At 51.7% G+C, this 25,220-nt stretch carries 23 protein-coding genes; 9 read left to right on the forward strand and 14 right to left on the reverse strand.

Annotation, left to right across the window (positions count from 1 at the left end):
* Positions 1-161 precede the first annotated feature (161 nt).
* The 5 genes from narI to narK all read right to left on the reverse strand — a co-directional run bounded on the left by narI (position 162) and on the right by narK (position 8,608).
* The gene (narI, locus tag AB4H76_RS13260) at positions 162-839 is read right to left on the reverse strand and encodes a respiratory nitrate reductase subunit gamma (protein WP_001160110.1); all 678 of its coding nucleotides are present in this window, start codon (positions 837-839) and stop codon (positions 162-164) included.
* Complete coding sequence (narJ, locus tag AB4H76_RS13265) at positions 839-1,549, reverse strand: nitrate reductase molybdenum cofactor assembly chaperone (RefSeq protein ID WP_000571699.1); 711 nt, start codon at positions 1,547-1,549, stop codon at positions 839-841. Before narJ ends, narI begins: the two co-directional genes overlap by 1 nt.
* On the reverse strand, positions 1,546-3,084 hold the full coding sequence (gene narH, locus AB4H76_RS13270; RefSeq protein ID WP_000702660.1) for a nitrate reductase subunit beta: 1,539 nt from the start codon (positions 3,082-3,084) through the stop codon (positions 1,546-1,548). The genes narJ and narH overlap by 4 nt, the downstream gene beginning before the upstream one ends.
* Positions 3,081-6,824 carry a nitrate reductase subunit alpha gene (locus tag AB4H76_RS13275; protein WP_077491699.1) on the reverse strand — a complete coding sequence of 1,248 codons (3,744 nt, stop codon included), beginning with the start codon at positions 6,822-6,824 and terminating at the stop codon, positions 3,081-3,083. Before AB4H76_RS13275 ends, narH begins: the two co-directional genes overlap by 4 nt.
* 392 nt (positions 6,825-7,216) lie before the next feature.
* Entirely contained in the window at positions 7,217-8,608 is a 1,392-nt protein-coding gene (narK, locus tag AB4H76_RS13280; protein ID WP_000019827.1) for a nitrate transporter NarK, read from the reverse strand.
* Between the two features lie 338 nt (positions 8,609-8,946).
* Between narK and narX the strand changes: the two genes are divergently transcribed.
* Both narX and narL read left to right on the forward strand, forming a co-directional pair.
* Positions 8,947-10,743 (forward strand): nitrate/nitrite two-component system sensor histidine kinase NarX, encoded by a 1,797-nt coding sequence (narX, locus tag AB4H76_RS13285; RefSeq protein WP_000918073.1) that lies wholly within the window; start codon positions 8,947-8,949, stop codon positions 10,741-10,743.
* Positions 10,736-11,386, forward strand: coding sequence for a two-component system response regulator NarL (gene narL / locus AB4H76_RS13290; RefSeq protein ID WP_000070491.1), 651 nt, complete (start codon positions 10,736-10,738; stop codon positions 11,384-11,386). The genes narX and narL overlap by 8 nt, the downstream gene beginning before the upstream one ends.
* Here the strand turns inward: narL and ychO are convergent, their stop codons facing one another.
* Positions 11,387-12,781 carry an inverse autotransporter invasin YchO gene (gene ychO, locus AB4H76_RS13295; protein WP_077491895.1) on the reverse strand — a complete coding sequence of 465 codons (1,395 nt, stop codon included), beginning with the start codon at positions 12,779-12,781 and terminating at the stop codon, positions 11,387-11,389.
* A gap of 185 nt (positions 12,782-12,966) precedes the next feature.
* Between ychO and ychN the strand changes: the two genes are divergently transcribed.
* Positions 12,967-13,320 (forward strand): DsrE/F sulfur relay family protein YchN, encoded by a 354-nt coding sequence (gene ychN, locus AB4H76_RS13300; protein WP_001169669.1) that lies wholly within the window; start codon positions 12,967-12,969, stop codon positions 13,318-13,320.
* Between the two features lie 43 nt (positions 13,321-13,363).
* Here the strand turns inward: ychN and chaC are convergent, their stop codons facing one another.
* Together chaC and chaB are read right to left on the reverse strand one after the other, a co-directional pair.
* Entirely contained in the window at positions 13,364-14,059 is a 696-nt protein-coding gene (gene chaC, locus AB4H76_RS13305) for a glutathione-specific gamma-glutamylcyclotransferase (RefSeq protein ID WP_001336325.1), read from the reverse strand.
* A gap of 157 nt (positions 14,060-14,216) precedes the next feature.
* On the reverse strand, positions 14,217-14,447 hold the full coding sequence (chaB, locus tag AB4H76_RS13310; RefSeq protein WP_001146444.1) for a putative cation transport regulator ChaB: 231 nt from the start codon (positions 14,445-14,447) through the stop codon (positions 14,217-14,219).
* A 269-nt stretch (positions 14,448-14,716) separates the two neighbouring features.
* On the opposite strand from chaB, the gene chaA reads away from it, so the two are divergent.
* From chaA to AB4H76_RS13325, 3 genes are all read left to right on the forward strand, one after another.
* On the forward strand, positions 14,717-15,817 hold the full coding sequence (gene chaA / locus AB4H76_RS13315) for a sodium-potassium/proton antiporter ChaA (RefSeq protein ID WP_001295620.1): 1,101 nt from the start codon (positions 14,717-14,719) through the stop codon (positions 15,815-15,817).
* A 404-nt stretch (positions 15,818-16,221) separates the two neighbouring features.
* On the forward strand, positions 16,222-16,329 hold the full coding sequence (locus tag AB4H76_RS13320) for a type I toxin-antitoxin system toxin Ldr family protein (protein ID WP_000170963.1): 108 nt from the start codon (positions 16,222-16,224) through the stop codon (positions 16,327-16,329).
* A 427-nt stretch (positions 16,330-16,756) separates the two neighbouring features.
* Positions 16,757-16,864, forward strand: a complete 108-nt coding sequence (locus AB4H76_RS13325; RefSeq protein ID WP_000170951.1) for a type I toxin-antitoxin system toxin Ldr family protein — start codon at positions 16,757-16,759, stop codon at positions 16,862-16,864.
* 146 nt (positions 16,865-17,010) lie between these two features.
* On the opposite strand, the gene kdsA is transcribed toward AB4H76_RS13325, so the two are convergent.
* The 6 genes from kdsA to hemA are packed head-to-tail and all read right to left on the reverse strand — an operon-like array spanning position 17,011 to position 22,316.
* Positions 17,011-17,865, reverse strand: coding sequence for a 3-deoxy-8-phosphooctulonate synthase (gene kdsA / locus AB4H76_RS13330; protein WP_000811065.1), 855 nt, complete (start codon positions 17,863-17,865; stop codon positions 17,011-17,013).
* A gap of 35 nt (positions 17,866-17,900) precedes the next feature.
* Entirely contained in the window at positions 17,901-18,710 is an 810-nt protein-coding gene (sirB1, locus tag AB4H76_RS13335; RefSeq protein WP_001257044.1) for an invasion regulator SirB1, read from the reverse strand.
* 3 nt (positions 18,711-18,713) lie between these two features.
* Positions 18,714-19,106 (reverse strand): invasion regulator SirB2, encoded by a 393-nt coding sequence (sirB2, locus tag AB4H76_RS13340; RefSeq protein WP_000200373.1) that lies wholly within the window; start codon positions 19,104-19,106, stop codon positions 18,714-18,716.
* Positions 19,103-19,936 carry a peptide chain release factor N(5)-glutamine methyltransferase gene (prmC, locus tag AB4H76_RS13345; RefSeq protein WP_000456454.1) on the reverse strand — a complete coding sequence of 278 codons (834 nt, stop codon included), beginning with the start codon at positions 19,934-19,936 and terminating at the stop codon, positions 19,103-19,105. Before prmC ends, sirB2 begins: the two co-directional genes overlap by 4 nt.
* Positions 19,936-21,018: a peptide chain release factor 1 gene (gene prfA, locus AB4H76_RS13350; protein ID WP_000804726.1), complete on the reverse strand. Its 1,083-nt coding sequence runs from the start codon at positions 21,016-21,018 to the stop codon at positions 19,936-19,938. Before prfA ends, prmC begins: the two co-directional genes overlap by 1 nt.
* A gap of 41 nt (positions 21,019-21,059) precedes the next feature.
* Positions 21,060-22,316 (reverse strand): glutamyl-tRNA reductase, encoded by a 1,257-nt coding sequence (gene hemA / locus AB4H76_RS13355; protein ID WP_001295619.1) that lies wholly within the window; start codon positions 22,314-22,316, stop codon positions 21,060-21,062.
* 213 nt (positions 22,317-22,529) lie between these two features.
* Here hemA and lolB point away from each other — a divergent pair, with 213 nt between their 5' ends.
* The 3 genes from lolB (at position 22,530) to prs (ending at position 25,102) form a co-directional block, all read left to right on the forward strand.
* Positions 22,530-23,153 carry a lipoprotein insertase outer membrane protein LolB gene (lolB, locus tag AB4H76_RS13360; RefSeq protein ID WP_001130692.1) on the forward strand — a complete coding sequence of 208 codons (624 nt, stop codon included), beginning with the start codon at positions 22,530-22,532 and terminating at the stop codon, positions 23,151-23,153.
* On the forward strand, positions 23,153-24,004 hold the full coding sequence (gene ispE / locus AB4H76_RS13365; RefSeq protein WP_001260323.1) for a 4-(cytidine 5'-diphospho)-2-C-methyl-D-erythritol kinase: 852 nt from the start codon (positions 23,153-23,155) through the stop codon (positions 24,002-24,004). Before lolB ends, ispE begins: the two co-directional genes overlap by 1 nt.
* Before the next feature lie 150 nt (positions 24,005-24,154).
* Positions 24,155-25,102, forward strand: coding sequence for a ribose-phosphate diphosphokinase (gene prs / locus AB4H76_RS13370; RefSeq protein ID WP_001298109.1), 948 nt, complete (start codon positions 24,155-24,157; stop codon positions 25,100-25,102).
* Positions 25,103-25,220 lie beyond the last annotated feature (118 nt).

Below are 25,220 nucleotides of genomic sequence, written 5' to 3' on the forward strand. Positions count from 1 at the left end.
CCTGTTACTCCGAGCTAATTTTGCCCGATGGCACCGCGTTTACCGGACCTACAATATCCTCCCCTGTAGGTCGGATAAGCGAAGCGCATCCGACAACTCACCCCGCACCGTGCCCATAAAAAAACCCCGCCGAAGCAGGGTCTATGTGAACTAAAATTCGCTTAGTGACGAGCGCGCACCAACTGATACTTACGTGTCAGATACTCCACCGGTACGCTCCAGATGTGCACCAGACGCGAGAACGGGAACAGCAGGAATAACGTCATCCCCAACACCAGGTGCAGACGGAAGATAAACGCCACACCATCGAGGTGTTGAGAAGCGCCACCGTGGAAGGTCACCACCGACTGCGCCCAGCCAACCAGTTTCATCATCTCGCTACCGTCCATATGCTGAGCGGAGAACGGAATGGTCAACAGGCCCAGCGCGCACTGGATAACGAGCAGCGACAGGATCAGGATATCCGCTCCGGTAGTGGTTGCACGCACGCGTGGGCTGAACAGACGACGCTTCAGCAACAGCACGCCGCCAATCAGACACAGCACGCCGCTGGCACCACCAGCAAACATCGCCATTTTCTGTTTCACTTCAATCGGCAGCCAGGCTTCATACATCCAGTGCGGCGTCAGCATACCGAAGAAGTGACCAACAAAAATCCCCAGAATACCGATATGGAACAGGTTCGACGCCAGGTTCATCCCTTTGCGATCCAGCATCTGGCTGGACGCCGCGCGCCAGGTGTACTGCCCGTAGTCATAACGCAGCCAGCTACCAATCAGGAAGACCGCCCCGGCTATGTACGGGTAGATATCAAAGAAGAACATATTCAGGAATTGCATTAGTGCTGTCCTCCGGTGGTGATATTCAGATATTGCGGCGCGACGGCACCGGCAAAGCGACGCTGATGAGCAGTGATTGCTGAATCACCGCAGCCTTTGTCAGCAAAGAATTTAACCTGCTCTTCTTCCCAGACAGCATCCAGCGCCTGCGGCGTATCATCGCGCGCTTCGTCGGCAATTTTTTCCGCCACTTTGTCGCTGTCGATAGCGGTATTGGCCAATTTCAGCAGCAGATCAAACATCACGGCATAACGGCTTTCACGCTGTTGCAGACGCGCGCTCAGCAATGCCAGAATCGGCGCGATATCTTTCAAACCTTCCACGGCTTCGCTTTGCGGCAGCTGCGACAGGTACTCCAGATACAGCGGCAGATGGTCCGGTAATTCGCGGCTGTTTAACTGCAAACCGTGCTGCTCGTACTGCGCCAGCAGGTCCACCATCGCCTGGCCGCGGTCACGGGATTCACCGTGAACATGTTCAAATAGCAACAGTGACGTGGCGCGGCCACGGTCGAACAGTTCGCTGTACTGGGCCTGGGCATCGAGCGGATCCATCGCCGTTAAATCGCGCAGGAAAATGCCCAGCGCATGGGCATCTTCTTTCGACAGATTTTTCGACGCAGCAATCGCCTCAAACATCTCTTGTTGATGCTGCCATAAGGCAGCATCCGGATATTCAAGGAGACGCGATACAATCACGAGTTCGATCATGGATGCGGCTCCGTTTTGCTGGTCACATCGATGGCATCGATACGACGGCTGTTGAACAGATTGAATTTGGTATCTGAACCGTGGCAGCCATCACCAAAGGTAAAGCCGCAGCCATTTTTCTCCGGGAAGGCTTCCCGTGCCAGTTCACGATGACTACTCGGCACCACAAAGCGATCTTCGTAGTTAGCAATCGCCAGATAACGGTACATCTCCTGTGCCTGGGCTTCGGTCAGACCGACCTCTTCCAGCGCACGGGTATCAACTTTACCGTCAACGGTTTCAGCACGTTTGTAATGACGCATCGCCAGCATACGTTTCAGTGCGCGCAGTACCGGTTTGGTATCACCGGCGGTCAGCAGATTCGCCAGATACTGTACCGGAATACGCAAGCTTTCGACGTCTGGCAGAATGCCGTTGCTACCCAGCTCACCCGCGTCTGCTGCAGACTGAATCGGAGACAGAGGCGGCACGTACCAGACCATCGGCAGTGTGCGATATTCTGGATGCAGCGGCAGCGCCAGTTTCCATTCCATTGCCATTTTATAAACCGGCGACTGCTGTGCGGCTTCAATAACGCTCAGCGGAATACCGTCTTTAATCGCCTGCTCGATGACTTTCGGATCGTTCGGATCGAGGAACACCTCCAGCTGACGCTGGTAAAGATCTTTCTCGTTCTCGGTGCTGGCTGCACGTTCAATCGCGTCGGCATCGTACAGCAGCACGCCAAGATAACGGATACGACCGACACAGGTTTCTGAGCACACGGTCGGCTGACCCGCTTCAATACGCGGATAGCAGAAGATGCACTTCTCAGACTTACCGCTCTTCCAGTTGAAGTAGATTTTTTTGTACGGGCATCCGGTGATGCACATACGCCAGCCACGGCATTTATCCTGGTCGATCAGGACGATGCCATCTTCTTCACGCTTGTAAATCGCACCGCTCGGGCAGGTCGCCACACATGCCGGGTTCAGGCAGTGTTCGCACAGGCGCGGCAAATACATCATAAAGGTGTTTTCGAACTGGCTATACATCGCCTTCTGGATGTTGTCGAAGTTCTTGTCTTTCGCCAGTTTGTCAAACTCACCACCCAGGTCATCTTCCCAGTTCGGCCCTTTTTCGATTTTCGCCATCCGTTCCCCGGTAATCAGCGAACGCGGACGGGCAATCGGCTGCGATTTGCTGCCTTCCGGCGCGGTATGCAGGTTCTGATAATCAAAATCGAACGGCTCGTAATAATCGTCGATCCCCGGCAGATGCGGGTTAGCGAAGATTTTACCCAGCAGCATGGCGCGGTTACCCATGCGCGGCTGCAGTTTGCCATTGATTTTACGGATCCAGCCGCCTTTGTATTTTTCCTGGTTTTCCCAGTCAGTCGGGAAGCCCTGACCCGGCTTGGTTTCCACGTTGTTGAACCACGCGTATTCCACGCCTTCACGGCTGGTCCAGACGTTTTTACAGGTAACTGAACAGGTGTGGCAGCCGATGCACTTATCGAGATTCAGCACCATGCCGACTTGTGAACGAATTTTCATTTTACGCTCTCCTGTACCTGGTCATTGCCTTCGCCATCTAACCAGTCAATGTTCTTCATCTTACGTACTACAACAAACTCATCGCGGTTAGAACCTACGGTGCCGTAGTAGTTAAAGCCGTATGCCAGATGGGCATAGCCGCCGATCATATGCGTCGGTTTCGGCGTGATACGGGTGACCGAGTTATGGATACCACCACGCTGTTGGGTAATTTCCGAACCAGGCAGGTTAACGATACGTTCCTGCGCGTGGTACATCATGGTCATCCCTGCCGGAACACGCTGGCTGACAACCGCACGGGCAGTCAGAGCACCGTTGCTGTTGAATACTTCAATCCAGTCGTTATCGGCGATACCCAGATCTTTGGCATCGGCTTCACTCAACCAGACCACCGGACCACCGCGACCTAAAGTCAGCATCAGCAGGTTGTCGCTGTAGGTGGAGTGGATACCCCACTTCTGGTGCGGCGTCAGGAAGTTGAGCGCTTTTTCCGGGTTGCCGTTGGATTTCTGGCCTATCACTTCTTTCACCGAACGGGTGTCGATCGGCGGACGATAAACCAGCAGGCTTTCACCGAAATCACGCATCCACTGGTGATCCTGATACAGTTGCTGACGACCAGAGAGCGTACGCCATGGGATCAGCTCGTGAACGTTGGTGTAACCGGCGTTGTAAGAAACGTGTTCATCTTCCAGACCAGACCAGGTCGGGCTGGAGATAATTTTGCGCGGCTGTGCCTGAATATCGCGGAAGCGGATCTTCTCCTCTTCTTTATTCAGCGCCAGATGCGTATGGTCACGACCGGTAAATTCGCTCAGGGCAGCCCAGGCTTTCACGGCTACCTGACCGTTGGTTTCCGGTGCCAGTGTCAGGATCATCTCTGCCGCATCAATTGCGGTGTTCAGCATCGGCTGGCCTTTCGCCGGACCTTCCGCTTTGGTGTAGTTGAGCTTACGCAGCAGATCCATCTCGCTCTGGGTGTTCCAGGCAATCCCTTTACCGCCGTTACCGATTTTCTCCATCAGCGGGCCGATAGAAGTAAAGCGTTCGTAAGTTGCCGGATAATCGCGCTCTACGACCATAATGTGCGGTGCAGTTTTGCCTGGGATCAGGTCGCATTCGCCTTTTTTCCAGTCTTTCACATCCAGCGGCTGCGCCAGTTCAGCGGCAGAGTCATGCTGGATAGGCAGCGTGACGATGTCGGTTTCTTTACCCAGATGGCCGACGCACACTTCGGAGAATTTCTTCGCGATGGCTTTGTAGATTTCCCAGTCGCTTTTCGCTTCCCAGGCCGGATCGACCGCCGCAGACAGCGGGTGAATAAACGGATGCATATCCGAAGTATTCATGTCGTCTTTTTCGTACCAGGTCGCCGTCGGCAAAATGATGTCGGAATAGAGACAGGTGCTCGACAGACGGAAGTCCAGCGTAACCACCAGATCCAGCTTGCCTTCCAGACCATTGTCCTGCCAGTCCACTTCTTCCGGCTTCACGCCGCCCTGTTGCCCCAGATCTTTACCCTGGATACCGTGCTCCGTCCCCAGCAGGTACTTGAGCATAAACTCATGACCTTTACCGGAAGAACCGAGCAGGTTAGAACGCCAGATGAACAGGTTGCGCGGGTGGTTTTTACCGTTTTCTGGTTGTTCTGCCGCAAAACGGATGGAACCCTCTTTCAGGGATTTCACCGTATAGTCCACCGGATTCATCCCGGCTTTTTCCGCTTCGCCAGCGATAGTCAGCGGGTTAGTGCCTAACTGCGGTGCAGACGGCAGCCAGCCCATGCGTTCCGCACGGACGTTAAAGTCGATCAAGTGTCCGGTATAGCGGGATTTGTCCGCCATCGGTGACAGCAACTCTTCCGCCGTGACGGTTTCATAACGCCACTGGCTGGAGTGGTTATAGAAATAAGAAGTGCTGTTCATGTGACGCGCCGGACGCTGCCAGTCAAGGGCAAACGCCAGCGGCTGCCAGCCGGTTTGCGGACGCAGTTTTTCCTGACCTACATAGTGCGCCCAGCCGCCCCCGCTCTGACCGACACAGCCGCAGAAAATCAGCATGTTGATCAGACCACGATAGTTCATATCGAGGTGATACCAGTGGTTCAGCCCCGCACCGACGATAATCATCGAACGACCGTGCGTTTTATCAGCGTTATCGGCAAATTCACGGGCGATGCGAATAATCTGGCTGCGAGAAACGCCGGTAATCTGCTCGGCCCAGGCCGGGGTATAAGCTTTCACATCGTCATAGCTGGTTGCACAGTTAACGTCGTTCAGGCCACGTTCCAGACCGTAGTTTGCCAGCGTCAGATCATAAACGGTGGTCACCAGGGCGGTGCTGCCATCAGCCAGTTGCAGGCGTTTCACCGGCAGTTTGTGCAGCAGCACGTTTTCCAGTTCCACTTTGTTGAAGTGTTCCGTGCCGTCGCCACCAAAGTACGGGAAGCCTACCTCAGCGATCTCATCCTGACTACCCAGCAGGCTCAGTTGCAGCTCGGTTTCTTCGCCAGTTTTGCCGTCGCGCTGCTCAAGATTCCATTTGCCCTTCTCGCCCCAGCGGAAGCCAATAGAACCGTTCGGCGCAACCATTTCGCCATTGGTATTAAAGGCGACAGTTTTCCATTCCGGATTGTTTTCCTGGCCCAGCGCATCAACCAGATCAGCAGCGCGCAACATACGACCTGCAGCGTAGTAACCGTCGCGTTCTTCCAGCATCACCAGCATCGGCATGTCGGTGTAGCGACGCACATAGTCGGTGAAATACTGGCTTGGGTTGTCGAGGTGGAATTCACGCAGCATTACGTGGCCCATCGCCAGCGCCATTGCCGCATCGGTGCCCTGTTTCGGTGCCAGCCACAGATCGCACAGTTTGGCGATTTCAGCGTAGTCTGGTGTGACGGCAACAGTTTTGGTGCCTTTGTAACGCACTTCAGTAAAGAAGTGAGCATCCGGGGTACGCGTCTGCGGCACGTTTGAACCCCAGGCGATGATGTAGCTGGAGTTATACCAGTCAGCAGATTCCGGTACGTCAGTTTGCTCGCCCCAGGTTTGCGGAGACGCAGGAGGCAGGTCGCAGTACCAGTCGTAGAAGCTTAAGCAAGTACCGCCAATCAGCGAGAGATAGCGTGCACCCGATGCGTAAGAAACCATCGACATTGCCGGAATTGGCGAGAAACCAGCAACACGGTCCGGGCCGTAGTTTTTGATGGTGTAAACGTTAGATGCGGCGATCAGTTCGTTCACCTCCTGCCAGGAAGAACGAACAAATCCACCGCGTCCACGCGCCTGCTTAAAGCTTTTCGCTTTATCGGCGTCTTCAATGATAGAAGCCCATGCCTCAACCGGATCGCTATGCAGCGCCTTCGCTTCACGCCACATTTTCATCAGGCGTTTGCGCATCATCGGGTATTTCAGGCGGTTGGCACTGTAAAGATACCAGGAGTAGCTGGCACCGCGCGGGCAGCCGCGAGGTTCATGGTTTGGCAGATCCGGACGGGTACGCGGATAGTCAGTCTGCTGGGTTTCCCAGGTGACCAGACCGTTTTTGACGTAGATTTTCCAGCTGCAGGAGCCGGTGCAGTTTACCCCGTGGGTAGAGCGGACGATTTTGTCATGCTGCCAACGCTGGCGATATCCATCCTCCCAGTCACGGTTGGTATTGAGAAGCTGGCCATGCCCATCGGCAAAGGTTTCACCCTTCTGTTTGAAGTAGCGAAACCGGTCCAGGAATTTACTCATCGGTTTTCTCCTGTGGGAGCCTGTCGGCCCTCTGATAAATCGACATTGCTAATGTTTAAGGGTAAGGTAACGCTCTGAAACAGCGTGGGAATTGATAACGATCAAGAGTGATGGGGATGAAAAATAAAGTAAATTCCTAAGATACCCCTTTAGGATAATTAACAGCCACCACATAACATACTGTAAATTAAGACGTTTTATACCTGTAGTTATTTAAACTATTAAGATTTTTATGCAGATGGGTATTAAGGAGTATTCCCCATGGGTAACATATTAATGGCTCTTAATGAAATCCGGCGAAATAAACCATATAACATTAGTATGTTGTAACTAAATAACGCATAAAAAAAGCGCGACATCATGCCGCGCAAAGGATAATCAAATATTAAGATTTATTTTTTAGAATGCCGACCATATACCGCCCAGGTAATCACTACGCAGGCGATATAGAAAATCAAAAATACTTTCATTGCGCCAACTGGCGAACCCGTTAATGCCAGCGAGCTACCGAACGCTTTCGGGATAAAGAAGCCACCTATCGCGCCAATCGCAGAGATGAAACCCAACGCCGCCGCCGTGTCGGTTGCCGCTTCACGCATCGCACGTTCGTCAGAACCCCCTTCTGCTTTCACGCGATCCATTGTCAGTTTACGGAAGATCACTGAAATCATCTGGAAAGTGGAACCACTACCCAGCCCAGCTGTCAGGAACAGCGCCAGGAAGACCGCGAAGAATGCCATGAAGCTTCCGCCCTGCCCGTCAGTCGGTAAGGTCAGGAACAGCAGGCCGCTGAAAATCGCCATCAGAATAAAGTTCACCAGCGTGACACGAGTTCCGCCCAGACGGTCAGATAATGCACCACCTGCAGAACGCGCCAGCGCACCAATAAACGGCCCGAAGAAAGCGTATTGCAGAATCTGAACATCCGGGAACTGTGTTTTTGACAGCATCGCAAAGCCTGCGGAGAAGCCGATAAAGGAGCCGAAGGTTGCCAGATACAGCAAGCTCATAATCCACAGATGACCCCGTTTGAGTACCGGCAACTGCTCCTTGATGGAGGCTTTCGAGGTAGCAAGATCGTTCATGCCAAACCACGCCGCAATGGTGAAGATGGCAAGGAACGGCACCCATATCCAGGACGCATTCGCCAGATACAGCTCAGTCCCATCCGGCTGTTTGACGCCCTGGCTACCAAATACTGCGAAAATCGACAGTGATACCACCAGCGGAGCAACCAACTGCATGACGCTGACGCCCATGTTGCCCAGACCACCATTCAGACCCAGCGCGCCACCCTGCTTCTGTTTCGGAAAGAAGAAGCTGATGTTTGCCATACTGGAGGCGAAGTTCGCGCCAGCAAAGCCGCATAGCAGAGAGATGATGATGAAGACGCTATAAGGCGTGGAGGTATCCTGCACGGCAAAACCCAGCCAGACGCAAGGAATAATCAGAATACCGGTGCTGAACGCCGTCCAGCGACGACCACCGAAGATAGGAACCATAAAGGAGTATGGAACACGTAATAACGCGCCAGAAACCGAAGGCAGCGCAGTCAACATAAATAGCTGATCGGTCGTAAAATTAAAGCCGACTTTCGGTAGGTTCACCGCAACAGCGCTGAACAACATCCATACGCAAAACGCCAGCAGCAGACAGGGAACGGAAATCCACAGGTTGCGGCTGGCAATACGTTGACCGCGTTGTTGCCAGAACGCAGGATCTTCCGGTCGCCAATCTGTAATGACAGCTCCAGTAGCCCTTTCGGGGGCGGATGAGTGACTCATAGACACCTCTGATACTCGTTTCGATGTCTGCCACCTTAGTGTCTGTAGCTAAAGGCAATTTGATGTAAATCAAACGATAAGATAACTTTATCTATCATTGATATTTATCATTACCCATAGTGAGTACAGTGACTTCATAAAAATTATGAGATTTTTCACGGTGCTGTAAAATCCCTACCCTTACCGATGTAAAGCGACTAACCACACGGCAAATAAGGAGTAACTCTTTCCGGGTATGGGTATACTTCAGCCAATAGCCGAGAATACTGCCATTCCAGAATGTATCGTCACATTCATTAAGGTTATTGCTCATTTAAAGCCTGAAGGAAGAGGTTTACATGCTTAAACGTTGTCTCTCTCCGCTCACCCTGGTTAATCAGGTTGCGCTTATTGTGTTGCTTTCTACTGCTATTGGACTGGCAGGGATGGCGGTTTCTGGCTGGCTGGTGCAAGGCGTTCAGGGCAGCGCCCATGCGATCAACAAAGCGGGATCGCTGCGCATGCAAAGTTACCGTCTGTTGGCGGCAGTGCCATTAAGCGAGAAAGACAAGCCCTTAATTAAAGAGATGGAACAAACGGCATTTAGCGCCGAGTTGACTCGAGCAGCAGAACGAGACGGACAACTGGCGCAATTACAGGGTTTACAAGATTACTGGCGTAATGAACTGATCCCTGCGCTGATGCGTGCACAAAACCGAGAAACGGTGTCAGCGGATGTCAGCCAGTTTGTTGCCGGGCTTGATCAACTGGTATCTGGTTTTGACCGCACCACGGAAATGCGCATCGAGACAGTGGTACTGGTCCATCGGGTAATGGCGGTATTTATGGCACTTTTACTGGTGTTCACTATTATCTGGTTGCGGGCGCGACTGCTACAACCGTGGCGGCAACTGCTGGCAATGGCGAGTGCCGTCAGTCATCGCGATTTTACCCAACGCGCAAACATCAGCGGGCGCAACGAAATGGCGATGCTTGGAACTGCGTTGAACAATATGTCTGCAGAACTGGCCGAAAGTTATGCCGTACTTGAGCAGCGGGTTCAGGAGAAAACCGCCGGGCTGGAGCATAAAAATCAGATCCTCTCTTTTTTATGGCAGGCTAACCGCCGTTTGCATTCCCGCGCCCCGCTGTGTGAACGCCTGTCACCTGTACTCAACGGCTTACAGAATTTAACCCTGCTACGTGATATCGAATTGCGGGTGTATGACACTGATGATGAAGAGAATCATCAGGAGTTTACCTGCCAGCCAGATATGACTTGTGATGATAAAGGCTGCCAGCTCTGCCCGCGCGGCGTATTACCCGTTGGTGATCGCGGCACGACCCTGAAGTGGCGGCTGGCTGACTCTCATACGCAGTACGGTATTTTGCTGGCGACCCTGCCGCAGGGGCGTCATCTTAGCCATGATCAACAACAACTGGTGGATACCCTGGTTGAACAACTCACCGCCACGCTGGCGCTGGATCGCCATCAGGAACGTCAGCAACAGTTGATCGTGATGGAAGAGCGTGCCACCATTGCGCGCGAACTGCATGATTCTATTGCCCAATCTCTCTCTTGCATGAAGATGCAGGTGAGTTGTTTACAGATGCAGGGCGATGCGCTGCCAGAAAGCAGCCGCGAACTGTTAAGTCAGATCCGTAACGAACTGAATGCATCCTGGGCGCAGTTGCGTGAATTGCTCACCACATTCCGCTTGCAGCTCACCGAGCCTGGATTACGTCCGGCGCTGGAGGCGAGTTGCGAAGAGTACAGCGCCAAATTTGGCTTCCCGGTGAAGCTGGATTATCAATTGCCGCCTCGCCTGGTGCCTTCGCATCAGGCAATCCACTTGTTGCAAATTGCCCGTGAGGCATTAAGTAACGCCCTCAAACATTCGCAAGCGAGTGAAGTCGTGGTGACGGTGGCGCAAAACGATAATCAGGTCAAACTGACCGTCCAGGATAACGGCTGCGGCGTGCCTGAAAATGCCATCCGCAGCAATCACTACGGCATGATAATAATGCGCGATCGTGCGCAAAGTTTACGAGGCGATTGCCGCGTCCGCCGTCGTGAATCAGGTGGCACCGAAGTGGTGGTCACCTTTATTCCCGAAAAAACTTTCACAGACGTCCAAGGAGATACCCATGAGTAATCAGGAACCGGCTACTATCCTGCTGATTGACGATCACCCGATGCTGCGAACTGGCGTAAAACAGCTTATCAGTATGGCACCAGATATCACCGTGGTTGGCGAAGCGAGTAATGGCGAACAGGGTATTGAACTGGCGGAGTCTCTTGATCCCGATCTGATCCTGTTAGATCTCAATATGCCCGGCATGAACGGTCTGGAAACGCTGGATAAACTGCGCGAAAAGTCCCTCTCAGGGCGCATTGTGGTATTCAGCGTCTCTAACCATGAAGAAGATGTGGTCACCGCACTGAAACGCGGCGCGGATGGCTATCTGTTAAAAGATATGGAACCGGAAGATCTGCTGAAAGCATTGCATCAGGCAGCTGCTGGCGAAATGGTATTAAGCGAAGCATTAACGCCTGTTCTGGCCGCCAGCTTGCGCGCTAACCGTGCCACTACTGAGCGCGATGTTAACCAGTTAACCCCACGCGAGCGCGATATTCTCAAGCTGATTGCCCAGGGTTTGCCGAACAAGATGATTGCCCGCCGCCTGGATATCACCGAAAGCACAGTAAAAGTGCACGTCAAGCACATGCTGAAGAAAATGAAGCTCAAGTCTCGCGTGGAAGCAGCGGTATGGGTGCATCAGGAGCGCATTTTCTGATTACGGTTCCCAGCGCAGTTCGTCGTTTGACAATGCGTCGAACGGTTCGACAAGCGTTAGCGTGATCTCATTGGAGGAGACACGCTGCCCCTGGTTATCTTCCACCACCACCGACAATCGCCAGTGATTGCTCGCCCCTTCCCCGTTCTGCCAGTCAGGCATGATCAGCGTCCAGCCCTCCGCGCTGTTGGCTTGTGCGCCTGGCGTCAAACTTAATATCTGCGTATCGCCCTGCCAAATCAGTTGCCGAATACCGTAACGACTGCGGATTTGTAATTTCAGCGGCACTGTTTCGCCAGGTTTTAGATCCCACGGCGGTGTCGCCAGAAACACCGTTAACGTTTTTCGCTGTCGGTACTCAAGAGTCGGTAGATTATTTCGCTGCGGATTATCATAGCGACTACCACGTAACGACTGACTTTCGGCAACCTCGCCCGCAGAAAGTTGTTTTTTGAGCGGTACACCAAAGCGGTAATTAAGATTCAGCCCGAGGTTATTTTGATTCTCGCCACTTTCACCCTGTTTATGCTGGGCCGTCACAGTGACTAATGGCACAGGGGTGTAATTTAATCCCAGACTCAACGCGACGGGATTGTGATAACCCGTACCAGAGTTAAACAAATCAACACGATCACCAAAATACTGTTCTAGGCTGACACTGGTATTGAGGTGTTGATAGAACGGCATGCGCATCCGGGCTGTCAGGTCGTACCCGCGCGCCATCCGTTGTTCCTGCGTGGCTGTCTGTTCATGCCATGCAGCAAATGGCTGATAAAAGTTTGCCGATAATCGCAAATATTCGCCCCACGCTTCGGCACCAAAGCCCGCTCGCTGAAGATTTTCGTCCAGCAAGTTGTCATAAAAAGTGTTATAACCCACCAGCCAGTTGCCGCGCGCCCAGCGTTGCCCAACGCCCACATTGCTCACCAACCCATCATCCTGCTGAGTAAGACCAAGCTGGCTCCAGGTGAGATAACGATCATTATCTTGTAACGGCACAAACCAGCTTCCATGACTGCCGGTAAAATGACCTTCGTTATCCACTTTGACGTCAACACTGGCATTTCCCCACGGTGATAGCCAGGACTCTACGTGCTGATTAACCTGTTGACTAAGCGCGTCGCGGACTTTTCCCAATGCGAAAGCTTTTGCCTGCTCGCCAGTATCCAGCCCGTTATCATTCATACTGGTTTCGCCGAAATCTTTCACAATTTCAGCAAAGTGTTTTTCCCCATCATGATTTTCAGGTGCCATGCCTAAATCCGGCAGACCATCATTGTTATTATCAAAGGGATTTGCCGCTTTTTGCTCGAAGGTAGATTGTGCGTTAGCTGTACCGCCTGCCGCCAGCAAGAGTAAATAAAACGGAATAATGCGAGGAACGAAACGGCTCAAAACGTCGGTAACTTCCGGTAAAAAATGAAAAACCATAGCCTTAAAGAATAACGATTACTGGCAACTTTTGTCGTATTTTCTCGCGCTTTCAGGAAAATCCTTAAAAATGTGACCGATTGGTCAGACGCTGCAGAAGCAGTAAGATAGAAGATGAGTGTCTAATTCCCTGAATACAGGAGTAAATAATGCAAAAAATCGTGATCGTTGCCAATGGCGCACCTTACGGGAGCGAATCCTTGTTTAACAGCTTGCGGCTGGCCATTGCGTTACGAGAGCAGGAGAGCAATCTGGATCTGCGTCTGTTCCTGATGTCTGATGCGGTCACAGCCGGGTTGCGCGGGCAAAAACCAGGGGAAGGCTACAACATTCAGCAAATGCTGGAGATCCTTACCGCTCAGAATGTACCGGTGAAATTGTGCAAAACCTGTACCGACGGGCGCGGGATTAGTACACTTCCTCTGATTGATGGGGTGGAAATCGGTACTCTTGTGGAACTGGCGCAATGGACGCTGTCAGCCGATAAAGTGCTCACATTTTAATGTTTAAGGGGGCGTCTGACGCCCCACTATGAGGGAAATTTACTCAGGCGAATCCCGGCCGTAACACACCATCCGGAAAATTCTCCGCCAGCAGTTTTTTTACCGATACCAGCAAATCATTCAGCCCATCGTCCTGCATTCCCAGTTTGATAAGCTCCTGTTCCAGTGAAAAAAGGTATTGTGCGTTGGTTCCCAGCGGACCGCTCGCCGCCGCAATCAACGGCGCTATGACCTGAGCGCGAGTATCAGATTCATATTCTGGATGTCGCGGGTCCATAATAAACACAATGGCGTTTACTGTGCGTCCATCATCAAGATCAAGCTGACACCAGGTTGGCAGATAACAGCCGGTAATCATCTCTCGCTTCCACAACAGGGTTAGTTCCTGCTCCAGCGTCTCTTCTGGCAGTCGATAGGCGACGCCTGTGGTGCGTCCGCCCTCTTTCAGTGCAAGCATCCGTCCCGGCTGGTGCGCAGTCCCGCGCCCGGCGGTCAGGCGTAGGCAAAACGCGCGATGCCATCCAACCAGTGTACCGGTGCACGACTCGGTAAACTCCAGTGCCGGATTCCACATCAACGATCCATAACCGAAGATCCACACCGGTCCCTCATCAGGTCGACAAGCCAGCGTCGCCGCCAGCGAAGCCGCCCGTTGTTCTGCTGACCATAAGAGTGATTCTTCAATGGCACCAAATGCCGTTTTACAATCGGCATTCATCAAGAAATCACGCGTTATCACCTTACACCTCCGCCACTGCATACTTCCCTGCGACAACTATTTGGTGTCTTCCGGACATTTTTACTGCTCATTTTGAAACCACTAACGGGACAATATGCAATCCACGGACCACTTGCAAGGCAACACCGCACGAATAGCTTTAACTAAGCTACCGGTTTTACGATTTTTTATGCCATTTATCATCATCCCCTTTGGCATATTCATGCTTCACAGCAGCCCAGGCCACTTTATGCGCGGTTTCTTCGCGACTGGCGTCATCACGCCGATCTTCTTTATCTTTATATTGATCCCATGCGCTGTTGAACGCTTCTTTATAGATATCCTGGGCATGAGACGGTAGAACGTGCTTTACGCTTTCCGGCAGATCGCTTTTCGTTTTATACGGCATCGTTGACTCCTTTTACAAAGTTGAACATTAAGTGTGGTCAACAATATCTACTCTTGCCAAAACATAAGAATTTTCATGTCAGACTGTTCTTAAGAAACGCTAAAACAAACATTGTCTAAACGTATTACTTATTTTTATGCCCCAATGAGTAAAAAATCGACAGCGGGGTAAAAATTCGTAAAATGTTACCGATATCCAGACACTTTCTGTTATTTTTCCTACCTATTTTTTACATTTTCGATAAATTCATCTGCAAAGGGATAACCATAATGTCAAATGCTCAAGAGGCGGTAAAAACCCGTCACAAGGAGACTTCGCTTATTTTCCCGGTTCTGGCGCTGGTAGTGCTGTTCCTGTGGGGAAGCAGCCAGACACTACCAGTGGTCATTGCCATCAATCTTCTTGCGCTTATTGGTATTTTAAGTAGCGCCTTTAGTGTTGTCCGTCATGCGGACGTATTAGCCCATCGCCTGGGAGAACCTTACGGTTCGCTTATTCTTAGCCTTTCAGTGGTTATTCTTGAAGTCAGTTTGATTTCAGCTTTAATGGCAACCGGCGACGCCGCGCCAACGCTAATGCGTGATACGCTCTATTCAATCATTATGATTGTTACCGGTGGGCTGGTTGGCTTTTCATTATTGTTGGGCGGTCGTAAGTTTGCCACCCAATATATGAATCTGTTTGGTATCAAGCAGTATTTAATTGCGCTGTTCCCCCTGGCGATAATCGTACTGGTATTTCCAATGGCTCTGCCTGCGGCGAATTTTTCAACCGGTCAGGCGTTACTGGTAGCATTAATTTCTGCGGCAATGTATGGCGTATTTTTGCTGATCCAGACCAAAACGCATCAAAGTTTGTTTGTCTACGAGCACGAAGATGACAGTGATGACGACGACCCGCATCACGGTAAACCGTCTGCCCATAGCAGCGTGTGGCATGCTATCTGGTTGATTATCCATCTGATTGCCGTTATTGCAGTCACCAAAATGAATGCCAGCCCGCTGGAGACATTGCTCGACAGCATGAATGCCCCTGTCGCCTTTACTGGCTTCCTGGTGGCTCTGTTGATTCTGTCGCCGGAAGGTTTAGGTGCGTTAAAAGCAGTGTTGAACAACCAGGTCCAGCGCGCGATGAATCTGTTCTTTGGTTCAGTGTTAGCAACCATTTCGCTTACCGTACCTGTCGTCACGCTAATTGCCTTTATGACGGGTAACGAATTACAGTTTGCACTTGGTGCGCCAGAAATGGTGGTGATGGTGGCCTCTTTAGTGCTGTGCCATATCTCCTTCTCCACCGGACGTACTAACGTGCTCAATGGCGCAGCGCATCTGGCACTGTTTGCCGCCTATTTGATGACGATATTTGCCTGACAGTTATATCTCCTCCGATGACGGAAATCGGGGGAGATAAGATAAATTCCTGCTTATTGTATTTCTTCATACTACCTGGACAGCTCGTTAATCAGAATTGCGAGCCTGTACCACAACCTGCACGAAACCACTGCAACAGCTGTTGAAAAGCCGGAATGTACTCTTTATTGCAAACATTTCAGGGATGAAGTGAAGATGAATTGAGAAGTAGTATCCACACCAAGCCGGAATTATCCGGTGAGGCGCAATGTTGCGGGGGCTTTATCCCTGGTGGCATTGGTTGCTGGAAAGAGAAAACCCCCGCACGTTGAGAGGTAAAACCTGACAACAAAACGGGGGCTAATCTTGAAACCAGACACTTCAAGAATAGCCGCAAAATGTTGTCATTACAACAAGGCGGCTATATGACGCTCGCGCAGTTTGCCATGACTTTCTGGCACGACCTGGCAGCACCGATCCTGGCGGGGATTATTACCGCAGCGATTGTCGGCTGGTGGCGTAATCGGAAGTAAGGTGAAAACGGGCGTCAGGCTGCCGTGATGGCAATATGCGCCCGAAACCGGCCGCAGGGGTAACAGCCTGCGGCCATTTTTGTCTTTATCACTTCCACAAGTAAATATTGGCAACCCGAGCTGGAAGCCTCATCCAGAGCACTCATGAAATGACTGTAACAGCTGTTGAAAAACCGGAATGCACTCTTCATTGCAAACATTTCAGGGATGAAGTGAAGATGAATTGAGTCGTAGTATCCACACCAAGCCGGCGTTATCCGGTGAGGCGCAATGTTGCGGGGGCTTTATCCCTGGTGGCATTGGTTGCTGGAAAGAGAAAACCCCCGCACGTTGAGAGGTACAACCTGACAACAGAACGGGGGCTAATCTTGAACCAGAACAATTCAAGAATAGCCGCAAAATGTTGTCATTACAACAAGGCGGCTATATGACGCTCGCGCAGTTTGCCATGATTTTCTGGGACGACCTGGCAGCACCGATCCTGGCGGGAATTATTACCGCAGCGATTGTCGGCTGGTGGCGTAACCGGAAGTAAGGTGAAAACGGGCGTCAGGCTGCCGTGATGGCAATATGCGCCCGAAACCGGCCGCAGGGGTAACAGCCTGCGGCCTTTTTTGTATCCGGCACCCATAAAAAAGTCTTAACGCACAACGCTAAGACTTTATTTTTCAAACAAAAAGATTACTTGCTGGTATCCAGTTCTTCGAAACCTTTCACCAGATCATCAATCGCTTTCATCTGCTTGAGGAACGGTTCCAGTTTAGCCAGCGGCAGCGCGGATGGACCATCACATTTCGCATGTTCCGGATCCGGATGCGCTTCAATAAACAGCCCTGCCAGACCTACCGCCATACCGGCTCGTGCCAGCTCAGCCACCTGAGCACGACGACCGCCGGAAGCTGCGCCAAAAGGATCGCGGCATTGCAGTGCGTGGGTCACGTCGAAAATCACCGGCGAGTTACCAGACACTTTCTTCATAATGCTGAAGCCCAGCATATCGACAACCAGGTTGTCATAGCCGAAGTTAGCACCGCGATCGCAAAGAATCACTTTTTCGTTGCCGCCTTCTTTGAATTTATCAACGATATTACCCATCTGTCCCGGGCTGACAAACTGTGGTTTCTTGACGTTAATTACCGCACCGGTTTTCGCCATGGCTTCAACCAGGTCAGTCTGGCGAGCAAGAAACGCCGGCAACTGAATCACATCCACGACATCAGCAACGGGCTGTGCCTGACTTGGTTCGTGAACGTCGGTGATAATTTTCACGCCAAAAGTCTGCTTCAACTCCTGGAAGATTTTCATCCCTTCTTCCAGGCCCGGTCCACGATAAGAGTGGATGGAGGAGCGGTTGGCTTTGTCAAAAGAGGCTTTGAACACGTAAGGGATACCCAGTTTCTGGGTCACGGTTACGTAGTGCTCGCAAATGCGCATCGCCAGATCGCGAGATTCCAGCACGTTCATACCGCCAAACAGTACGAACGGCAGGTCATTTGCTACGTTGATGTCGCCAATGCTAACCACTTTTTGTTTCATAGGATCGCCTTAATCTTGAGTAAAATGTCGATTAATTAATGCAGCACAATATGTTTATGCGCGATGTTATTTATTTGCGCACGGATCATTTCGCTGATCGGGTCTTCCGGACACTGTTCAACGAAATAACTTAAATCGTTCAACGCAACGTGTTCGCAATCCAGTTGCGCATAAATCAACCCGCGATCGCGAATTTCATAGGGATCTTCAGGGTTGAATTGTAATAAAGCTTCGCTGGTGCGTAACGCCAGCTCCATCTGATTTTCTTCCATCAACGAGGCTTTGAGTGTATCCAGCAATTTGCGAATTACCTCAATGTTATCAGCTTCATCAAGGTCTTCATAAAACAGTTCCGCCGACGGGCTGATATTTCCCTTTAACCATACGTCCAGCATATGTTCGCTTAACGATTCACCGTTAAAAGGATTAATCAGCCAAATTTCGCCATCCGGACATTCAATGCGCAATATCAGCTGCGTAGGGAAAATCACCGGCAGCAGCGGCAAATCGAGACGATTCGCGACCCATAATAAAACCGCACCTAATGATACCGCACTGCCCTGTCGATTCTTTAACACCTGGTCCAGCCATAATGCATCGGAAAGACGATAAACGCCGCGTGAGGCTTTAAATCCCCAGTCGCCGTAAAACAGCGCGATCAGTTTTTCCAGCTGCTCTTCTAAAGGCAGAAGCTGGCTGATTTCTTCCTTCGCCAGACTAACGAGACGCTCCAGTTCGTCGTAAACATCTTGCGAGGGAAAATCGCGGCGGATTGCTTCGCAAGCCAGGATCATGCCTTCGCACAATGGCGCTTTATTAAATTCGAAATCAGCTAACGATCTCATGACTTACCCCAGTAACGGTACTTTTGTGGTGGCGAGTTTAATGATGATGTACAGAACCACCAACGCCAGCGGGAAGGCAAAAATGCGCGCCTGCTGACTGTGCATACGACGATAATCGAGTGCAATAAAACCCAAAACGATATAAATGATAACTCCAAACAGCTTTTCAGTCAGCCACTGTGCCTGCCCGGAAAATGGCAGGATGTGCGCTTTAGCCATCAACGCAATGCCGCTTAACAATAACAGCGTATCGACAACCGGCGGCACAATGCGCGTCCAGCGAGCAAATGCCTGGGGATGCTTCTGATAACGTAGCCAGAAACGTAAGGTTAATAGCCCAACAGAAAGCGCGATACTAATAAGATGAACACTAAGCAGTGTAGAAAAACTTGTTATTGATAATAGCGGCCGAGCGTTACGCGCTCGTTATCACCATAGTCACGGCAGGTTTCGACGTCATGATACCCCGCGAGGATAAATGCTTGTCGCACCGCTTCGCCCTGCTGCCAGCCATGTTCCAGAAGCAGAAAGCCGCCGGATACCAGCGCGTTACGCGACTGTTCGATGATATGCACGATGTCTGCCATTCCACTGTCTGCCGCAACCAGCGCAGTGAGCGGCTCAAAGCGGACATCGCCTTGTTGAAGATGTGGGTCCTGCTCGTCAATATACGGCGGATTGCTGACAATCATCGTAAACTGCTGCCCGGCCAGCGCACTAAACCAGTCGCTTTGCAGAATGCGGATATTTTTGATCGCCAGATGCTGGGCATTACGTTGTGCCAGAGCGACAGCATCGGGCATACGATCTACAGCGGTAATTTCGCAGTCCGGGCGCTCGCTAGCCAGCGCAAGCGCAATCGCCCCGGTACCCGTCCCGAGATCGAGAATACGGCAAGGTTGTTCAGGCAACCGCGCCAGTGCCTGCTCCACCAGACACTCCGTATCCGGGCGCGGAATTAAGGTCGCTGGCGAAACAAATAACGGCAACGACCAGAATTCTCGCACCCCGGTTAAATGAGCAATGGGTTCACCATCGCGACGACGTGTCAGTAGCGCATCAAGTTGCTGACATTGTTCGTCAGTCAGCTGCGTTTCACCAAAGGCGAGGATAAAAGTACGCCCTTTGCCGGTAACATGTTCCAGCAGGATTTCAGCATCACGCCGCGGGCTTTCGCTCGCCTGAAGTTGGCTTATTGCTTCACGTAACCAGTGTTGATATTCCATTATTCCTGCTCGGACAACGCCGCCAGTTGGTCGGCCTGATGTTCCTGGATAATCGGTTCAATCAGCATATCCAGCTTACCTTCCATCACTTCATCCAGGCGGTAGAGCGTCAGGTTGATGCGGTGATCGGTAACGCGCCCCTGTGGGAAGTTGTAAGTACGGTTACGGTCGCTGCGATCGCCACTCCCCAGCAGGTTACGACGGGTAGACGCTTCGGCCTGTTGACGTTTTGCCATTTCAGCAGCGTGGATGCGAGCACCGAGTACAGAAAGTGCTTTAGCTTTGTTTTTATGTTGTGAACGTTCGTCCTGACATTCAACAACAATCCCGGTCGGCAAGTGAGTAATACGAATTGCCGAATCGGTGGTGTTAACGTGCTGACCACCCGCCCCTGACGAGCGGAAAGTATCAATGCGTAAATCTGCTGGGTTGATGTCCGGCAGTTCTGCGTCAGGCAGCTCTGGCATTACCGCAACGGTACAAGCAGAAGTATGAATACGCCCCTGCGATTCCGTAGCAGGAACACGCTGCACGCGATGACCGCCAGATTCAAATTTCAGACGACCATACACACCATCACCGCTAATTTTGGCGATGATCTCTTTATAACCACCATGTTCACCCTCGCTGGCGCTCATGATTTCTACCCGCCAGCGGCGGGCTTCGGCATAACGGCTGTACATACGGAACAGATCGCCTGCGAACAGCGCCGCTTCGTCGCCGCCGGTTCCGGCACGGACTTCGAGGAAGGCGTTACGTTCGTCATCAGGATCTTTTGGTAGTAACAGAACCTGTAATTGCTGTTCCAGTTGCTCGCTTTTTTCTTTAGCTTCGCGCAGTTCATCCTGCGCCATCTCACGCATTTCAGGATCATCGAGCATCATCTGTGCGGTTTCGATATCTTCCTGAACCTGTTGCCAGTCGGTAAAACAGCGCGAAACATCACTTAACTGCGCATATTCGCGTGATAATGCGCGAAAACGTTCCTGGTCGGCGATAGTTTGCGCGTCACCCAGCAACGCCTGAACTTCTTCATGGCGTTCATGCAGGGCTTCCAGTTTGGCAACGATAGAAGGCTTCATAGGCGTAAATGCACCCTGTAAAAAAAGAAAATGATGTACTGCTACTCCAGCCCGAGGCTGTCGCGCAGAATATTCAGGCGTTCGTTATCCCCGTCACGGGCGGCCTGTTGAAGTGATTTCGTTGGCGCATGGATCAAGCGGTTAGTCAGTTTCCATGCCAGATCCTGCATAATGGCTTGCGCGTCGCCGCCCTGCTCAAGGGCCGCTAACGCTTTGGCGGTTAACTCATCGCGAACTTGCTCTGCCTGGCTGCGATACTCGCGAATGGTTTCGCTGGCGCTTTGTGCTCGCAGCCACGCCATAAATTCGCTGGTTTCCTGAGCGACAATAGTTTCCGCCTCAACCGCTGCGGCTTTACGCTGCGCCAGGTTGTGCGAAATGATGCTTTGCAGATCGTCCACGCTATAAAGATAAGCATTCGCCAGTTTGCCAACTTCCGGCTCAACATCGCGCGGAACGGCAATATCCACCAACAGCATTGGTTGGTTGCGACGGCTTTTTAATGCGCGCTCCACCATGCCTTTCCCGATAATCGGTAACGGGCTGGCGGTGGAACTGATGATGATATCGGCTTCGCGCAGACGTTCGTCGATCTCACTCAGGGCAATCACTTCCGCGCCAACTTCATCTGCCAGTATTTGGGCACGTTCGCGAGTGCGGTTGGCGATAATCATCTTCTGTACTTTATGTTCGCGCAGATGACGCGCTACCAGCTCGATGGTTTCGCCCGCGCCTACCAGCAACACTGTGACCGTAGAGAGCGATTCAAAGATCTGCCGCGCCAGCGTACAAGCCGCAAAAGCGACAGACACAGCGCTGGCACCGATATCTGTTTCAGTGCGAACGCGTTTCGCTACAGAGAAAGATTTCTGGAACATGCGTTCCAGTTCGCTGGCCTTCATATGGCCTTTTTGCGAATCGGCAAACGCTTTTTTAACCTGACCGAGGATCTGCGGCTCCCCAAGAACCAATGAATCCAGGCCGCTGGCAACACGCATTAAATGGCTAACCGCGTCGTTATCCTGATGCCAGTAGAGGCTTTTACGCAGATCTTCTTCATTAAGATTGTGATAATCGCAAAGCCAGCGGATTAACGCCTCTTGCAGGTTATCCTGCTCTTCAACGCTAAGATAAAGTTCCGTGCGGTTGCACGTCGACAGCACCACGCCGCCCTGCACCATCGGCTGCGCAAGCAGGCTGTCAAGCGCCTGATCGAGCTTATCCGGCGAAAACGATACACGTTCTCGCAGCGATACAGGTGCCGTTTTATGGTTGATACCGAGTGCTAAAAGGGTCATGTCTGCGGGAAATAATACCAACGTTGATAGGGTTAGTCTGCTTGCATCATACAGGATGCGTAAGATCAATAAAAGAGAGCGCCCCCTTTTGGAGTAATTGCCGAAAGCCGTTAGATTCTGGCAATTAAGACAACTTGAACATAGACGATAGCGGACGGTAACGCTAGCATTAAGGGTTATAACTGCAACGTATCTCAAGGACTTGTCATCACTATGCCCCTGCCCGATTTTCGTCTTATCCGCCTGCTACCGCTGGCTGCTCTTGTGCTCACTGCCTGTTCCGTTACCACGCCCAAAGGTCCTGGCAAAAGCCCGGATTCGCCACAATGGCGTCAGCATCAGCAAGACGTGCGCAATCTTAATCAGTATCAGACTCGCGGCGCGTTCGCTTATATTTCTGACCAACAAAAAGTGTACGCCCGCTTTTTCTGGCAGCAAACCGGCCAGGATCGCTACCGTCTGCTGCTCACTAACCCATTGGGCAGCACGGAACTGGAGCTGAATGCTCAACCGGGTAACGTGCAGTTAGTCGACAATAAAGGTCAGCGTTATACCGCCGATGACGCCGAAGAGATGATTGGCAAATTGACCGGAATGCCAATTCCGCTCAACAGCTTGCGCCAGTGGATTTTAGGTTTACCGGGTGATGCAACCGACTACAAACTGGACGACCAGTACCGCCTGAGCGAAATTACCTACAGCCAGAATGGCAAAAACTGGAAGGTTGTTTATGGTGGTTATGACACCAAAACGCAACCTGCGATGCCAGCCAATATGGAACTCACCGACGGTGGTCAACGCATCAAGTTAAAAATGGATAACTGGATAGTGAAATAATGCGGACACAGTGGCCCTCTCCGGCAAAACTTAATCTGTTTTTATACATTACCGGTCAGCGTGCGGATGGTTACCACACGCTGCAAACGCTGTTTCAGTTTCTTGATTACGGCGACACCATCAGCATTGAGCTTCGTGACGATGGGGATATTCGTCTGTTAACGCCCGTTGAAGGCGTGGAACATGAAGATAACCTGATCGTTCGCGCAGCGCGGTTGTTGATGAAAACTGCGGCAGACAGCGGGCGTCTTCCGACGGGAAGCGGTGCGGATATCAGCATTGATAAGCGTTTGCCGATGGGCGGCGGTCTCGGCGGTGGTTCATCCAATGCCGCGACGGTCCTGGTGGCATTAAATCATCTCTGGCAATGCGGGCTAAGCATGGATGAGCTGGCGGAAATGGGGCTGACGCTGGGCGCAGATGTTCCTGTCTTTGTTCGGGGGCATGCCGCGTTTGCCGAAGGCGTTGGTGAAATACTAACGCCGGTGGATCCGCCAGAGAAGTGGTATCTGGTGGCGCACCCTGGTGTAAGTATTCCGACTCCGGTGATTTTTAAAGATCCTGAACTCCCGCGCAATACGCCAAAAAGGTCAATAGAAACGTTGCTAAAATGTGAATTCAGCAATGATTGCGAGGTTATCGCAAGAAAACGTTTTCGCGAGGTTGATGCGGTGCTTTCCTGGCTGTTAGAATACGCCCCGTCGCGCCTGACTGGGACAGGGGCCTGTGTCTTTGCTGAATTTGATACAGAGTCTGAAGCCCGCCAGGTGCTAGAGCAAGCCCCGGAATGGCTCAATGGCTTTGTGGCGAAAGGCGTTAATCTTTCCCCATTGCACAGAGCCATGCTTTAAGCCGGGCAAGCTGAGTTTCGGTGACAACGTCACCTTGTTCCAGACGTTGCATCGCGCTCTTTAATACACCGCCTGGAAAGGATCATGCCTGGCCCGCACAGTTTTCGGCAGATTCTTTCCACCAATGGACGCATGCCTGAGGTTCTTCTCGTGCCTGATATGAAGCTTTTTGCTGGTAACGCCACCCCGGAACTAGCACAACGTATTGCCAACCGCCTGTACACTTCACTCGGCGACGCCGCTGTAGGTCGCTTTAGCGATGGCGAAGTCAGCGTACAAATTAATGAAAATGTACGCGGTGGTGATATTTTCATCATCCAGTCCACTTGTGCCCCTACTAACGACAACCTGATGGAATTAGTCGTTATGGTTGATGCCCTGCGTCGTGCTTCCGCAGGTCGTATCACCGCTGTTATCCCCTACTTTGGCTATGCGCGCCAGGACCGTCGCGTCCGTTCCGCTCGTGTACCAATCACTGCGAAAGTGGTTGCAGACTTCCTCTCCAGCGTCGGTGTTGACCGTGTGCTGACAGTGGATCTGCACGCTGAACAGATTCAGGGTTTCTTCGACGTTCCGGTTGATAACGTATTTGGTAGCCCGATCCTGCTGGAAGACATGCTGCAGCTGAATCTGGATAACCCAATTGTGGTTTCTCCGGACATCGGCGGCGTTGTGCGTGCCCGCGCTATCGCTAAGCTGCTGAACGATACCGATATGGCAATCATCGACAAACGTCGTCCGCGTGCGAACGTTTCACAGGTGATGCATATCATCGGTGACGTTGCAGGTCGTGACTGCGTACTGGTCGATGATATGATCGACACTGGCGGTACGCTGTGTAAAGCTGCTGAAGCTCTGAAAGAACGTGGTGCTAAACGTGTATTTGCGTACGCGACTCACCCGATCTTCTCTGGCAACGCGGCGAACAACCTGCGTAACTCTGTAATTGATGAAGTCGTTGTCTGCGATACCATTCCGCTGAGCGATGAAATCAAATCACTGCCGAACGTGCGTACTCTGACCCTGTCAGGTATGCTGGCCGAAGCGATTCGTCGTATCAGCAACGAAGAATCGATCTCTGCCATGTTCGAACACTAATCGAACCCGGCTCAAAGACCCGCTGCGGCGGGTTTTTTTGTCTGTAATATCCATTTGTATGACCTATGCCTCCTTCACCTGCCATTTAGTTGACAGATGATGCGCTCACGGATGAAAC

It is taken from the genome of Escherichia sp. UTM R2 (genome assembly GCF_048593455.1).
Lineage (GTDB): Bacteria > Pseudomonadota > Gammaproteobacteria > Enterobacterales > Enterobacteriaceae > Escherichia > Escherichia coli.

Excerpts from the sequence above, each read along its gene's own strand:
- narJ (WP_000571699.1), bottom strand. The coding sequence starts at position 1,549 with ATGATCGAACTCGTGATTGTATCGCGTCTCCTTGAATATCCGGATGCT.
- narX (WP_000918073.1), top strand. The coding sequence starts at position 8,947 with ATGCTTAAACGTTGTCTCTCTCCGCTCACCCTGGTTAATCAGGTTGCG.
- AB4H76_RS13325 (WP_000170951.1), top strand. The coding sequence starts at position 16,757 with ATGACGCTCGCGCAGTTTGCCATGATTTTCTGGGACGACCTGGCAGCA.
- ychN (WP_001169669.1), top strand. The coding sequence starts at position 12,967 with ATGCAAAAAATCGTGATCGTTGCCAATGGCGCACCTTACGGGAGCGAA.
- narL (WP_000070491.1), top strand. The coding sequence starts at position 10,736 with ATGAGTAATCAGGAACCGGCTACTATCCTGCTGATTGACGATCACCCG.
- prmC (WP_000456454.1), bottom strand. The coding sequence starts at position 19,936 with ATGGAATATCAACACTGGTTACGTGAAGCAATAAGCCAACTTCAGGCG.
- prfA (WP_000804726.1), bottom strand. The coding sequence starts at position 21,018 with ATGAAGCCTTCTATCGTTGCCAAACTGGAAGCCCTGCATGAACGCCAT.
- ispE (WP_001260323.1), top strand. The coding sequence starts at position 23,153 with ATGCGGACACAGTGGCCCTCTCCGGCAAAACTTAATCTGTTTTTATAC.
- narI (WP_001160110.1), bottom strand. The coding sequence starts at position 839 with ATGCAATTCCTGAATATGTTCTTCTTTGATATCTACCCGTACATAGCC.
- narH (WP_000702660.1), bottom strand. The coding sequence starts at position 3,084 with ATGAAAATTCGTTCACAAGTCGGCATGGTGCTGAATCTCGATAAGTGC.
- narK (WP_000019827.1), bottom strand. The coding sequence starts at position 8,608 with ATGAGTCACTCATCCGCCCCCGAAAGGGCTACTGGAGCTGTCATTACA.
- lolB (WP_001130692.1), top strand. The coding sequence starts at position 22,530 with ATGCCCCTGCCCGATTTTCGTCTTATCCGCCTGCTACCGCTGGCTGCT.
- AB4H76_RS13275 (WP_077491699.1), bottom strand. The coding sequence starts at position 6,824 with ATGAGTAAATTCCTGGACCGGTTTCGCTACTTCAAACAGAAGGGTGAA.
- sirB1 (WP_001257044.1), bottom strand. The coding sequence starts at position 18,710 with ATGAGATCGTTAGCTGATTTCGAATTTAATAAAGCGCCATTGTGCGAA.
- AB4H76_RS13320 (WP_000170963.1), top strand. The coding sequence starts at position 16,222 with ATGACGCTCGCGCAGTTTGCCATGACTTTCTGGCACGACCTGGCAGCA.
- chaB (WP_001146444.1), bottom strand. The coding sequence starts at position 14,447 with ATGCCGTATAAAACGAAAAGCGATCTGCCGGAAAGCGTAAAGCACGTT.
- chaA (WP_001295620.1), top strand. The coding sequence starts at position 14,717 with ATGTCAAATGCTCAAGAGGCGGTAAAAACCCGTCACAAGGAGACTTCG.
- hemA (WP_001295619.1), bottom strand. The coding sequence starts at position 22,316 with ATGACCCTTTTAGCACTCGGTATCAACCATAAAACGGCACCTGTATCG.
- kdsA (WP_000811065.1), bottom strand. The coding sequence starts at position 17,865 with ATGAAACAAAAAGTGGTTAGCATTGGCGACATCAACGTAGCAAATGAC.